This window comes from Marinobacter alexandrii (assembly GCF_005871205.1).
GTDB classification, from domain to species: Bacteria; Pseudomonadota; Gammaproteobacteria; order Pseudomonadales; family Oleiphilaceae; genus Marinobacter; species Marinobacter alexandrii.
In genome coordinates this window covers 32,839-45,322 of the sequence record NZ_SWKM01000017.1, presented here as the reverse complement: position 1 = coordinate 45,322, position 12,484 = coordinate 32,839, and the positions used below count along the sequence as shown (strand labels likewise).

The window sequence follows — 12,484 nt, the reverse complement described above, 5'->3', positions numbered from 1 at the left end:
CAGGGTGTTTCATGTCAGTATCAGGACGAAAATCGGCACGCCAGTCCGGACCGGCAGCGTGGCTTGCATTGTTGGGGCTCATGGTTGCGTCTCTGTGCGCCCCCGCCTCGGCGGTGACTGTGTCAGGACTTTATTCCGTGGAGGTGCCGGTGGCAGGCTCCTCCCCAAGCGAGCTGGCGGTGGGCTACGCCGATGGCCTGGCGCGGGTCTTTGTGCGAGTGTCCGGCACCCGGGAGGTGTTGGAGCAGGGAGGTGTTGAGGCGCTGCTTGCCGACGCGGAGTCGTTGCTCCTTTCCTACCAATACCTGCGTGGTGAAACCGGCGAAAACCGGCTGCGTATGGCTTTTGGCGCCGTAGGCGTTAACCGGGCCCTGGCGTCAATCAACGCGCCGGTGTGGGGCGCTAATCGCCCCCTGACGCTGGCCTGGGTTGCTGTGGAAGACCGCGGGACGCGAACACTGATTACCGAACAGGCGTCCGGCACCGGTACCAGCCGCCAGGTTTCCGCAATCTGGCAGCAGGCGTTTGACGAGGCCGCCGAGGAACGCGGGCTTCCGGTGGCTCTGCCGCCTGCAAAGTTCAGCGGCGACCGGGAACTGTTGTCGGATCTGTGGGGCCAGTTTGTGAATCGCATCCGCAGCGTCTCGGACGACCTGGATCAGGATGTCATGGCGCTGGTGCGGGTGAATCGCAGTGGCGGCCAGTGGCGCGCGGGCTGGGTTTTTGATGGCATGGCCATGGACGCTGGCGAAGAGTCGGTCACTGCTGACACCCCCGAGGCCCTGGCGCAAACCGTCATCAATCGCTGGGCCGAGCGTTACGCGGATCGCTATGCCGTGGCCGCGGGTAAGGTGGCGGAATCGCCCCAAGTGGATATTGTGCTGAAGGGCGCTTCCTCTCTTGCGGACTATGGCAAGATCACCAAGGTACTCGAAGGTCTGACCCCGGTACTCAGTGCCGGTGCCTCACGGGTCAAGGGCGATCAGCTGACGCTTCGTGTTGCTTTCTCGGGCGAACTGGATCAGCTCAAGGAATACATTGCACTGGACCCCCGTTTCGTGCCGCTGGAATCCGGGTCGAGCGAACTGGCCACAGCCTCTACTGAGCCGGCGACGGCAGCACCAGAACCGACAGCCGAGTCAGGTTCGGGTCAAGCTGTGGCCGCCCAGGCGGAGCAGGGCGGCGAAGCCAGTAATCAGCCTGAAGGTGGCAGTGAGGAGGCCGGTCAGTCGATGTTTACCTACCAGCCCATGCCGGTGGATAAACAGGAGGCCGAACAAGCGTTCGAATCCCTGTATCAGGTGCTGTATTATCGGTGGCAGTCAACGCCCGCTATCACTAATGGTAGTCGAGAAGGTGTTGGAAAGGGTGTTGAAGAGTAAGGCGTTACCGGAGGGAGCCTTGTGAGTTTGGAACGCTGGCGCTGGATTCCCAATGCCCTGACGTTTTTGCGCATCCTGCTGATTGCTCCCTTTGCCAGCGGCCTGTTGACCGAAAATTATCGGCTCGCGCTACTGATATTTGTTGTGGCGGCCGCTACCGATGCCTTTGACGGCTTCTTGGCACGGCACTTCAACTGGCGCTCAAGGTTTGGCGCGGTGGCCGACCCACTGGCGGACAAGGCCCTGTTGCTGACCGCTTATCTTATGCTCACGCTGACCGAGGTGTTGCCGGTCTGGTTATTCATTCTGGTGCTTGGTCGCGATCTGCTTATTGTTGGCGGAGCCCTGGCTTATCACTACGGTATCGGACGCTTTGATATGGAGCCCAGTCTTCCGGGCAAACTGAATACCTTCATCCAGATTCTGGTGGTGCTGGCGATCATAGTCCTGTTGGCGGGGCTGCCGATGCAGCCGTGGGTCATGGACGTGGGCATACTGATGGTGGCCATTTCGGCCATCTTCAGCGGCGGACACTACCTGCTGGTGTGGGGCCTGCGGGCCTGGAGGGCCAGGCGCTCGTGAGTGCTTCGCAGCTACCCTTAGGTATCAAACTCCGGGACGATGCCCGCTTCGGTAACTTCCACGGCGATCGCAACGCCGATGCCGCCTCACGTTTGAAGGCGGTATGCAGCCAGCCCCGGGGAATTCCCGTGGTGGTCATCTGCGGCGATTCCGATACCGGCAAAAGCCATCTGCTGCAGGCTGCCTGCCACGATGCCGAGCACAGGGGTACCCTGGCTGTGTGCATCAGCATTGCCGAATTGGAGCCTTTCGGCCCCGAGGCTCTGGCCGGGCTCGACGGCGCCGACGTCATCTGCCTTGACGACCTTGACCGCATTGCTGGTCAGGCGGCTTGGGAAGAGGCGGTTTTTCATCTTTACAATCGGGTCCAGGATCGCGGTGGGCTACTCATCGTGAGCCTGTCTGAGGTGCCGACTGCGGCGCCGTTCAAGCTCCCTGATCTGGTGTCCAGACTGTCCCATGGACTGTTGATCCAGCTCGGCATTTATCGCGATGATGACCGACTGCGCATCCTTATGGCCCGGGCCGAACAGCGCGGCCTGGTCATCGGGGACGACGTTGCTACCTTTATCATGCGGCGCGCACCGCGCCGGCTGGGAGATTTGCTGGCAATTCTGGACACTCTGGATGAGAATTCGCTTCAGGCTCAGCGCAGGCTGACCATTCCGTTCGTGAAGACCGTGATGGGTTGGTAAACGGAAGTTCGCCCACAATTACAAAGCGTGCAAGGGAGAGATTAGATGAGACGGGTTGTATTCAATCAAAAAGGCGGCGTTGGCAAATCCAGTATCACCTGCAATCTGGCTGCGATCAGTGCAGCCCGTGGCAAGCGGACGCTGGTGGTGGATCTGGATCCCCAGGGCAACTCCACCCACTACCTGCTGGGCAAGCCCGCCAGTGAGCTCCGGGATACCGTCGCTGACATGCTGGAACAGACGGTAGCGTTCACAGTCTTTAACCGCCGCCCGGACGAATTCGTGCACGCTTCGCCCTTTGACAACCTGTTCGTGATGCCGTCCAGCCCGGAGCTGGATTTCCTGGAGCGAAAGCTTGAGGCCAAGCATAAGATCTACAAGCTGCGCGAAGCACTGAAGAAGCTGGGCGAAAGCTTTGACGCGATCTACATCGATACCGCCCCGGCCCTGAACTTTTACACCCGGTCGGCGCTGATCGCCGCCCAACGCTGTCTGATTCCGTTCGATTGCGACGATTTCTCGCGTCAGGCACTGTACAACATCCTGAACGAGATCCGTGATCTGCAGGAAGATCATAACGAAGACCTGGTGGTGGAAGGCATTGTTGCCAACCAGTTCCAGCCCCGCGCCAGCCTGCCCAAGCAGCTGGTTCGTGAGTTGACGGAAGAAGGCCTACCGGTTCTTCCGGTACGCCTGTCGAGCTCGGTCAAGATGAAAGAGTCACACCAGAGCCGTCAGCCACTCATTCACATGGCGCCCAAGCACACCCTGACTCGCCAGTACGAAGACCTGTTCAGTGTACTGCACGGCGAGAAGGTGGAACTGGCGCCACTGGCTGATTAGAGAAGACCCGCCATGACCGAACCGCAAGACCACATAGGGCTGGTTGCCGACAGCCTGCTACGGATCGAGATGGAGCTGCGACAGCTGGGCCTGTGGGAGGCCGAAAGGCCGTCGTCCGAGGCGTTACAGAGTACCCAGCCATTCTGTATCGATACCCTGGAATTTACCCAGTGGCTGCAGTTTGTGTTTGTGGCACGGATGAAGGTGATCATCGAAGAGAGGCACCCTTTACCGGCAGTTTCCGGCATGGCTCCCATGGCCGAAGAGCATTTTCGCGGTCGTCCGGAGTCTGGTCAGAGCCTGATTCAGGCCCTTGAGGAAATCGATCAGCTTCTGTCCAGAGGCTGATCAGTCCCGACGCGTAACCGGTCAGTCCAGGCGCATAGAAAGATCGATAGCCTTGATGTCTTTGGTCAGGGCGCCGATCGAAATGTAGTCCACCCCGGTTTCTGCCACCGGCACCAGGGTCTGCTCGTTGATGCCCCCGGAGGCTTCCAGTCGTGCCCGACCGGCGGTGAGGGCGACCGCCGTCCGCATGTCGGCCAGTGAAAATTCATCCAGCATAATCACATCGGCACCGGCTGCCAGTGCCTGTTCCAGTTCGTCCATGTTTTCCGTTTCCACTTCCACCGGCCGACCCGGCGCAATGCGCCGCGCCTCCGCCACCGCCTTGGCGATGGAGCCGCAGGCCGAGATGTGGTTTTCCTTGATCAGGAAGGCGTCCCACAAACCAATCCGATGGTTGAAACAGCCGCCGCAGGTAACCGCGTATTTCAGAGCCAGGCGCAGGCCAGGCAGAGTCTTGCGGGTATCCAGAAGGCGCACATTGGTGTGCGCGACCTTGTCAGCATAACTGGTGCAAACGGTGGCTACGCCAGAAAGGGTCTGCAACCAGTTCAGTGCTGCGCGTTCGGCGGTCAGCAGGCTGCGGGCCGGTCCGCGCATCTGGAACAGAATCTGGTCCGACACCACCTTGTCGCCGTCTTTCACCCGCCACTCCAGAACCACGCTCGGATCTACCTGACGGAATACTTCGTTAACCCAATCCCTGCCGGCCACGGTGGCGTGCTCTCGGGTGATGACCCGGCCAGAGCTTTGGGTATGCGCGGCAATCAGCTGAGCCGTGATGTCGCCGTCGCCGATATCCTCACGCAGGCTCTGGGCGACAGTTTCAACTCGGGATTGGCGTAACAGTTCAGCAGAAATCATGGCGTCGGGTCCGTTGGAGTCGGGGTGAAACATGGATATGGAGATGGATTCTATAGGCCTGAACGGCATTCGCCAATCCGGTGGTGTCTAACTGCTAAACTGTGAACAGCGTCTGATCTAAACAAAAGGTGACAAATTCTGACACAAGCTGACGTGGGCAGCTCGTATGATGAAGTGACAGTACACGTTACGCATTCGCGCGATCAGACCCGGAGCATAGTAATGGCGCAGGATAACAAGGTTGTCAGTTTGGCTGGCCAAAGGCCGCTGCAGCGATTCTCGTTGCCGCAGTCGCTGGTTCGATTACGTGACGCATCCGGTCAGTCGCTGCAGAAAGTGCTGGCGAATTTCTTCGATCGGGCGGACGACGCCCTGTTCGAACTCGCCGATCGCGCCGCCACCAACGTTGATCAGGCTGCCTACTTTGACGCCATGCGCGAACTTCGGCTCCAGCGCAAGGCAATGGTCGTATCCGTGTTGCAGTATGTCAGTCAGGCCTTCAACGATATTGGTAAGTTCAAACCGCGCCAATCCTCAGGCTCGCTCGGTGAGGTGGATCAGGATTCCCTCAGTCTGTTGGACCATTCCCAGCTCGAACAGCAGGTTGCCGTCGACAACCTGATCAACAAATTACGCAACCGCTATACCGACCAGATTCGCCTGTTGTCGGTGCGTGTCAGCCACCTGGTCCCCAAGGTGGATCTGGCAGACAACCAGATGCCATTGAGCCCGGAGGTGATTTGTGGCGGCGTGGCCGAGGCTTGTGCCGACCTGGACATTGATATTCGGGCCAAGCTGGTGGTGTTGAAGATGTTTGATCGTCTGCTGGCCGATACTCTGGGTGACTTTTATCAGGAAGCCAATCGCACCCTGGTGGCGGAAGGGGTGTTGCCGGATCTGAAACGGCCACCCGTGGGACAGTCGCGACCGAGTCAGAGCACGGCGCCGACTGGCGGGACTGAGGCCGGCGCGGCTCCGCACGGCGGAATGTCAGGTCGCGGGCATTCAAATGTTGTATCACCGCCGAGCCGCGGTAATGCGCCTCAGGTCGATATGGGCAGTTACAGTGAACAGTTTGCACCCCAGGCCACCTTCTCGGAACTGAGCGCACTGCTGCACCAGGGTGGCGGTTCCTGGGCGAATCACGCTGTGGGCTCCAGTGAAGGGCACCTGGACACCAATGGCCTGATGGCCCGGTTGAGCGAGGTCCAGGCTACCTGTGGCCAGTGGGGCGAGGGTCGGGTCGTCGCATTGAACGATCAGTTGGTGCCAGTGCTGACTGCCAGTAACGGTAAATCCTACGAAGTGGGACAGATCGACAATGATGTTATCAATCTGGTGTCCATGCTGTTTGATTTTATTCTGGAAGATCGCCAGCTTCATCCGGTAATGAAGTCCCTGATCGGCCGGCTGCAGATTCCCGTGTTGAAGGTTGCCCTGAGTGACCGGAACTTCTTTAATCGCGGCGGTCACCCGGTTCGCAAGCTGCTGAACGAGCTCGCGATGTCAGCCATTGGCTGGGCCGAGAAACGGTCCGGGCAGCGCGATCCGCTGCGGGACAAGATTGAATCGGTGGTCGATCGGATCCTGAACGACTTCACCGACAACGTTGGTTTGTTCGAGGAGTTGCTGGAAGACTTCAGCCATTTCATGGATCTGGACCGTCGTCGTCGGGAGTTGGTTGAACAACGGCTGCGGGATGCCGAAGAGGGGCGCGCGAAGCAGGAGCAAGCCGCTGACGCCGTCCACGATTTGATGGATGACTTGCTCATCGATCGGGAGGTGCCGGCGCCCGTCAGTGAGCTGTTGCAGGATGCCTGGAAAAAATATCTGCAGTGGGTGGTGCTTCGTGAGGGGTTGGATAGTGAGCGCTGGACCGAGGCCCGGGAACTGACCGAGCGCCTGGTTTGGAGTGTCGCGCCGCATCCGGTTACCGAGACCACTCGCGGCGACCTGTTGCGAGCGATTCCCGTCATCGTCGATGACTTGCGCCAGGCGCTGCAGGAAATTTCCTGGGATCCATTTGCCACTGATTCGGCGATTCGTGATCTGGAACTGGTGCACGTGGACGTGTTCCAGCAATTGGTGACGGCACCTTCCCGTCCCCGCGCGGAGGGGTTGGCGCCGGTAGACTCTGAACCGGTTGCGGAACCTGAGCCTCTGCCGCAGGCAGTGCGCAGTCCGGAGGCTGAGGTCGATAGTGCATCTGTCGTGCCAGACGTGGTCGAGCCTAAACCGGGCCTGGCCGAGGAATGGCTTAAGCGTGCGGATGGCCTGAGAGTCGGCTCGTGGATCGAACTGTCCCGAGACGACACGAAAGTGCGCTGCAAGCTGGCGGCGTTCATCAAGGCCACCGGCAAGTATATTTTCGTCAATCGCAGTGGCGCCAAGGTGGCGGAGTATCACCGCGAGAACCTGGCTGCCGCCATGGCTGCCAGCGAAATCACCCTGCTGGATGACGGCCTGATTTTTGACCGGGCCCTGGAATCCATCATCGATAACCTGCGCAGCAGCCGCAAGGATTGAGGTCCTCCTGCCAGTCGTAGCCAAGCAGGCGTCTTTGTGCTTCAATCAGGGCATTCTGTAATGCCCTGATACTTTTGGATTTACCTTGCCGAACTCAGACGCCGAACCAGCCCGACAGGTCGTTTCCGACCAAACCATCACCACACTCCGCGAGACCGGGAGGCTGCCCGAGGCCCGCTGGTGCCCCTCTCCCAATTTTGGCCCGCGCCCGGATGAAGCCTCGGTCTCTCTGCTCGTCGTGCATAACATCAGTCTGCCACCGGGTCAGTTTGGCGGACCAGAGATTGAGGACTTCTTCTGCAACCGGCTGGACCACACGGCCCATCCCTATTTTGAGACCATTGCCGGCATGCAGGTATCGGCTCATGCCCTGATTCGCCGGGATGGCTCGGTGGTGCAGTTTGTCAGCCTGCTTGATCGCGCCTGGCATGCTGGTCGCTCCAGTTTTCAGGGCGAGGAGGAGTGCAATGATTTCTCCATTGGAATTGAGCTTGAGGGCACTGATGACGTGCCCTACACCGAAGATCAGTATCGTCAGTTGGCCGACTTGACCCATTTGATCATGGCTGCCTGGCCCAGGATTACGCCGGACCGGATGACCGGGCATTGCGATATCGCTCCAGGCCGTAAGACCGATCCGGGGCCGTTCTTTGACTGGTCTCATTTCCGTGCCGTACTGGCCAACGCTGCAGTCGTCGGGGAGTGACGCTTCATGGTTTTGATTGTTTTTCTGCTTGCCTATGTGATTCGACGCCAGCTCGACACCGCCAACCGAGTCTCCGGTGACAAGCTCTGGCGGCACTGGTTCCATCGCGCCGACACGGTGAAAGCCGGGCACGAGAACGGCGTCGTTGGCGGCCTGACGCTGGTTGTCCTGCCGGCGCTGGTGGCGGGGCTGGGAATCTACGCGCTGGATGTCGTTGGCTGGCAAATAGCCGGCTATCCCCTGGAAATTCTGATTCTGGTGTTGCTGATGGGGGCGCCGGGATGGGACGCAGTACTTCGCGCTTACTCCATGTCCTGGCGCCGGGGCGATATGCAGGCGGCTTGGCGCAACGTTGAGGATCGCCTGCCCGCGGACGAGCGGGGCGCGGCTTTGTCACCAGATGCCCTGCACCTGTCGGTTGCGCGGGTATTCATGGTGACTGTATTTCAGCGCTTTTTCCTGGTCGCTTTCTGGTACGTGGTCGGTGGTGTTGGCGTGGCGGTTCTGGCCCGGGGCATGGTTGCGCTGGCCGAACAGTGGCCCCGGGCGGCGGCACGGCCCCGGTTTGAGCGATACGCGGAGATACTGGCCTGGATTCCGGTACGGCTGTTGTCGGTGACGTTCGGGATCGCCGGGGATCTGGCTGGATGGCTTAGGGAATCGCCCGATGGGGCGGGGCGAATTCATAAAAATGTTGCAGACACCCTCATGGTTTCCGCCAACGGGTCGTTAACCGGGTATGCGTTGGATCCAAATCGTTTCTCGCAGATGCACCCGGAGGAGTGGGCTGATTTCGGGGCCCGAAGTCTGAGTGCGATCCGGGATTTGCTGAACCGAAGCATGTTGGTCTGGATCTGTGCGCTGGCGTTGCTGGTGATTTTTGGCATTGCCTAACGGCAGCCGGGTCAATGACATAACATTTTAAAACAACAAATAATGCTCAAGGTTCTAGCGCCTTAGACGATAATAATAAATAAGAACCAACGTTCATTTGTTGAATAGCCAATAAGAAGAGCGACCATGAACCAACTAATTTATCCCGCCATAGCACTGATGAATCGGCTGCCCATGGTGTATAAATTCAGCCTGATCAGCATTCTTTTCCTGTTACCCATCGGTGGGCTGTCCTGGCTGGTCATGTCGCAACTGAATCAATCCGTGCAGACCATGACCCGCGGTGTCGAAGGCCTTGAGCAGCTGCGTAAGGCAGAGCAATTACTCTCTTCTACCATGGCGTATCGAGATTACCGCGCCCCCGGCATCCTCAAGAACGAAGACGAACTGATTGCTGCCTCTGAGGAAGCGGCCGACACGGTCGACGCCATCTTCGAGACACTGCTGGAGGAGGAGCGCTCGTTTGACGCATCCGGTTCCTGGGCGGAGCAGGTGACGGCTCTCCAGCAGGACTGGGAAGCCCTGCGCGCCGATGATAATTACCAGGGCAACATCGATCCCCAGTTCAAGTACTACCAGGAATTCGTCCAGAAAGTGGTGGCCTTGCTACCAGCCACCGTCGAGATTTCCGGCCTGGGGCAGGATTCCTCCCGGCAGAATCAGTTGCTGCTGGGGCTGGTGCGCGAGGCGTTGCCGGAAGCCCGCAGTGTCATCGGCCAGGCCCGTTCCTACGGCAGCTTTGCCCTGGTGGAAGGCCAGGTCGGGTACGCCCTGAGCGAGGTGCTGAACAGTATCTATGATCGCCTGACCAACCGCGCTTCACTGCTTGAACCGGCGTTGTCGGTGGCCTCCGAGGCCTCTGACCAGTTGTCCGAAGAAGCCGGCAACAGCATCGAACAGGTTAACGAAAGCCTGGCTGTAGTGCGCGATCTGCTGGAACTGAAGGTGATTTCGCCCATGCGCCTTGAAATGCCCTGGCAGGAATACGACAGCCAGATTCGTGATCAGCTTGATAGCTATGACGAGCTGACCCTGGCCATCTTTGACGTGGTTGAGGCCAACTTGTCCTCACGTCTGGAGCAGGAAGTGAATCAGCGTCGGCTGATTGTGGTTGCCTTGATCGCGATCCTGTTGGTGGTGGTGTATCTGTACGTGGGTTTCTTCATGTCGGTGCGCAATGCGATCAACCGCTTTACCGAGGCGGCCCGGAATGTGGCGGCGGGCGATATGACCACCCACATCCAGCTGCGGAACCAGGATGAGCTGGGTGAGCTGACTGACGAATTCAACAGCATGACCGACCGCATCGCAGAACTGATCCGCTCAGTCAGCCGCACTACCGGCGACGTTGACCAGCAAGCAACGCGGGTGAAGGATACGGCAGCCGCCAACAGCGAGGCGGTGGCCCGCCAGATGGAGGAGAGTGGCCAGATCAATGAGGCCATGAACCAGATGGTAAGTGCGGTCAACGAAGTGACCGAAAGCGCCCATCGGGTGGCCGACAGCGCCGGTACTGCCGAAAGCGATACCGAGACCGGGCGCAAGGTAGTGGCCGACACCGTCGAAACCATCAACCGGCTGGCGACGGAGATTTCCGGGGCCGTTGACGTGATTAACCGGGTTAGCCACGACAGCGATAACATCAGCCAGGTACTGGTAGAGATCAAGGCCATTGCCGAGCAGACCAACCTGCTGGCGCTGAATGCCGCGATCGAGGCGGCTCGTGCGGGCGAGCAGGGGCGTGGTTTCGCTGTGGTTGCCGACGAAGTGCGCTCACTGTCCCAGAGGACTCACAAGTCCACGGAAGAAATCGAGGGCATGATCTCGCGGCTGCAGAGCGGCGTGAAGGACGCAGTGTCGGCGATGACCAACAGCCGGGACGTGACTGAGAAAACGGTGACTAAGTCTGGTGAGGTCACCGAAGCGCTTGATCGCATTGCTCAGGGCATTTCAACCATCGTGGACATGAGTCATCAGATCGCCCAGGCGGCGGAAGAGCAGTCAGCGGTCGCCAAGGACGTGAACACCAGCGTTGAACAGATCGGTGACTTGGGCAAGACAACGGCGGCCAACGCCGAGGAAACCCTGGGCTCATCCCGGGAGATGTCGGAATTAACCGCGTCGCTGCAGCGTTTAGTGGAAGCGTTCAGGGTATAAGCTGCCTCAATAAAAAATCCGACCTTAAAGGCCGGATTTTTTTTGTTCCCACAAAATCTCTTCCCCGTTTTCCCGTCTCGCCAGTACCCGGGCGACAACGAACAGCAAGTCCGAGAGCCGGTTCAGGTACTGCCGTGATGCGGTGTTAATCGAATCCTCGTGCCCCAGGGCAACCACGATGCGCTCTGCCCGGCGGCACACGGCTCGGGCCAGGTGGCACTGGGCGGCCGCGGGCGAGCCACCGGGCAGCACGAAGTTCTTCAGCGGCGGCAGGCCCTCGTTGTAGGTGTCCAGGCTCTGTTCCAGCCAGTTGATATGATCCTCGCCAATCACGACGCTGCCCGGAATGGCGAATTCACCACCCAGATCAAACAGGTGATGCTGGATCCGGCGCAGGCTTTCGATCAACTCATCATCACTGTCGAGGGTTTCGATCAGCAGGCCAATATGGCAGTTCAGCTCGTCGGCGGTGCCCATGGCATCAACCCGTTGGGCGTTCTTGGCAATTCGGTTGCCATCGGCCAGGCCGGTTGAGCCGTCGTCTCCGGTTCGGGTGTAGATCTTCGAAAGGCGATTGCCCATGGGCGTGCTCCTGTTAATTTAGTGACAGTTGTTGTACCCGCTCCGCCAACATTTGGTTCACCGGCGTGGCAATTCCTTTTGACCGGCCCAGCCGCACCAGAAAGCCATTGATGTAATCAATCTCGGTGGTGCGTCCGTTCTGCACATCGCTGCGCATGGAGGAGGTATTGCGAGCGGTATTGCGGGCAATGATTTCGATGCGTTCTCTCAAGGCCGAGGGCGCTTGTTCTGGCTGACATGCCGCCACCATCAGTCGGGCGATTTCCTCGCACAGGCCATCAATGTGGTTCAGGAACAGATCGGCGTGAAGAATGTCGCCGTTGGGACAGTCGAGCAGGGCGGTGAACGGATTGATACCGGCATTGACCACCAACTTCTGCCACAACCGGCCAAGGATATCGGACTCCGGGTGCACGGTAAGGCCGCTGCTGGCCAGCGCTTTAACGCACTCGGCCAGGACCGCAATTGCCGGGGCGGTCATCGGACCCAGCCAGGTGGCTCCGGCGCCGGCATGCACCACCCGGTCGGGCGATGGCCGATTGGCGCCCTCGGTGGTACTGGCGGCCAGAATCGGTCGCTCCGGCCAGCGTTCCGCCACCTGTTGCTGACTGCCCAGGCCATTCTGGAACAAGACAATAGGCACAGTGGGTTGCAGAGAGTCGGCTATGGCCTCCAGAGCCGTCAGGGTGTCGCCAGCCTTGGTGGTAACCAGTAGCAGGTCGGGACTCTGTGAGGGTGCAAGCCAGGGCAGGGTAACCGAGCGTTCGGTGCCATCCAGGGCGAGAAAGTTGTAGCTGAGAGGTGTGCTGGGGCTGTGCCCGGGGCGGGCAATGAAGGCGGTCTCATCGGCGGGCAATGAGGCGGCCCATAGCCGCCCCATTGCACCTGCGCCAAGAATGGCAATCATG

General features: G+C 59.5%; 12 protein-coding genes. 9 read left to right on the top strand and 3 right to left on the bottom strand.

Annotation, left to right across the window (positions count from 1 at the left end; translation table 11 throughout):
• Positions 1 to 11 precede the first annotated feature (11 nt).
• The 5 genes from FCS96_RS19465 to FCS96_RS19445 are packed head-to-tail and all read left to right on the top strand — an operon-like array spanning position 12 to position 3,850.
• Entirely contained in the window at positions 12 to 1,382 is a 1,371-nt protein-coding gene (locus FCS96_RS19465; protein ID WP_228264174.1) for a DUF2066 domain-containing protein, read from the top strand.
• Between the two features lie 21 nt (positions 1,383 to 1,403).
• Entirely contained in the window at positions 1,404 to 1,964 is a 561-nt protein-coding gene (locus FCS96_RS19460) for a CDP-alcohol phosphatidyltransferase family protein (protein WP_171040878.1), read from the top strand.
• Positions 1,961 to 2,659, top strand: a complete 699-nt coding sequence (gene hda, locus FCS96_RS19455; protein ID WP_138442040.1) for a DnaA regulatory inactivator Hda — start codon at positions 1,961 to 1,963, stop codon at positions 2,657 to 2,659. Before FCS96_RS19460 ends, hda begins: the two co-directional genes overlap by 4 nt.
• Before the next feature lie 45 nt (positions 2,660 to 2,704).
• Entirely contained in the window at positions 2,705 to 3,502 is a 798-nt protein-coding gene (locus tag FCS96_RS19450; RefSeq protein WP_138442038.1) for a ParA family protein, read from the top strand.
• 12 nt (positions 3,503 to 3,514) lie between these two features.
• Positions 3,515 to 3,850 (top strand): YqcC family protein, encoded by a 336-nt coding sequence (locus FCS96_RS19445; protein WP_138442036.1) that lies wholly within the window; start codon positions 3,515 to 3,517, stop codon positions 3,848 to 3,850.
• A gap of 21 nt (positions 3,851 to 3,871) precedes the next feature.
• Here FCS96_RS19445 and nadC read toward each other — a convergent pair whose 3' ends face one another.
• On the bottom strand, positions 3,872 to 4,711 hold the full coding sequence (nadC, locus tag FCS96_RS19440) for a carboxylating nicotinate-nucleotide diphosphorylase (protein WP_138442034.1): 840 nt from the start codon (positions 4,709 to 4,711) through the stop codon (positions 3,872 to 3,874).
• A gap of 222 nt (positions 4,712 to 4,933) precedes the next feature.
• On the opposite strand from nadC, the gene FCS96_RS19435 reads away from it, so the two are divergent.
• The 4 genes from FCS96_RS19435 (at position 4,934) to FCS96_RS19420 (ending at position 10,994) form a co-directional block, all read left to right on the top strand.
• Complete coding sequence (locus tag FCS96_RS19435; protein ID WP_138442032.1) at positions 4,934 to 7,237, top strand: DUF1631 domain-containing protein; 2,304 nt, start codon at positions 4,934 to 4,936, stop codon at positions 7,235 to 7,237.
• Positions 7,238 to 7,373: 136 nt separating this feature from the next.
• Positions 7,374 to 7,943 (top strand): 1,6-anhydro-N-acetylmuramyl-L-alanine amidase AmpD, encoded by a 570-nt coding sequence (gene ampD, locus FCS96_RS19430; RefSeq protein WP_171040881.1) that lies wholly within the window; start codon positions 7,374 to 7,376, stop codon positions 7,941 to 7,943.
• 6 nt (positions 7,944 to 7,949) lie between these two features.
• The gene (locus FCS96_RS19425; protein ID WP_138442028.1) at positions 7,950 to 8,837 is read left to right on the top strand and encodes a histidine kinase; all 888 of its coding nucleotides are present in this window, start codon (positions 7,950 to 7,952) and stop codon (positions 8,835 to 8,837) included.
• Between the two features lie 126 nt (positions 8,838 to 8,963).
• Positions 8,964 to 10,994: a methyl-accepting chemotaxis protein gene (locus tag FCS96_RS19420; RefSeq protein WP_138442026.1), complete on the top strand. Its 2,031-nt coding sequence runs from the start codon at positions 8,964 to 8,966 to the stop codon at positions 10,992 to 10,994.
• A 24-nt stretch (positions 10,995 to 11,018) separates the two neighbouring features.
• Here FCS96_RS19420 and FCS96_RS19415 read toward each other — a convergent pair whose 3' ends face one another.
• Together FCS96_RS19415 and FCS96_RS19410 are read right to left on the bottom strand one after the other, a co-directional pair.
• Positions 11,019 to 11,576 carry a cob(I)yrinic acid a,c-diamide adenosyltransferase gene (locus tag FCS96_RS19415; RefSeq protein WP_138442024.1) on the bottom strand — a complete coding sequence of 186 codons (558 nt, stop codon included), beginning with the start codon at positions 11,574 to 11,576 and terminating at the stop codon, positions 11,019 to 11,021.
• A gap of 13 nt (positions 11,577 to 11,589) precedes the next feature.
• On the bottom strand, positions 11,590 to 12,483 hold the full coding sequence (locus tag FCS96_RS19410) for a ketopantoate reductase family protein (RefSeq protein ID WP_138442022.1): 894 nt from the start codon (positions 12,481 to 12,483) through the stop codon (positions 11,590 to 11,592).
• Position 12,484: the final 1 nt, after the last annotated feature.

Excerpts from the sequence above, each read along its gene's own strand:
- FCS96_RS19420 (WP_138442026.1), top strand. The coding sequence starts at position 8,964 with ATGAACCAACTAATTTATCCCGCCATAGCACTGATGAATCGGCTGCCC.
- FCS96_RS19425 (WP_138442028.1), top strand. The coding sequence starts at position 7,950 with ATGGTTTTGATTGTTTTTCTGCTTGCCTATGTGATTCGACGCCAGCTC.
- FCS96_RS19445 (WP_138442036.1), top strand. The coding sequence starts at position 3,515 with ATGACCGAACCGCAAGACCACATAGGGCTGGTTGCCGACAGCCTGCTA.
- FCS96_RS19415 (WP_138442024.1), bottom strand. The coding sequence starts at position 11,576 with ATGGGCAATCGCCTTTCGAAGATCTACACCCGAACCGGAGACGACGGC.
- FCS96_RS19465 (WP_228264174.1), top strand. The coding sequence starts at position 12 with ATGTCAGTATCAGGACGAAAATCGGCACGCCAGTCCGGACCGGCAGCG.
- FCS96_RS19435 (WP_138442032.1), top strand. The coding sequence starts at position 4,934 with ATGGCGCAGGATAACAAGGTTGTCAGTTTGGCTGGCCAAAGGCCGCTG.
- FCS96_RS19450 (WP_138442038.1), top strand. The coding sequence starts at position 2,705 with ATGAGACGGGTTGTATTCAATCAAAAAGGCGGCGTTGGCAAATCCAGT.
- FCS96_RS19410 (WP_138442022.1), bottom strand. The coding sequence starts at position 12,483 with ATGATTGCCATTCTTGGCGCAGGTGCAATGGGGCGGCTATGGGCCGCC.
- nadC (WP_138442034.1), bottom strand. The coding sequence starts at position 4,711 with ATGATTTCTGCTGAACTGTTACGCCAATCCCGAGTTGAAACTGTCGCC.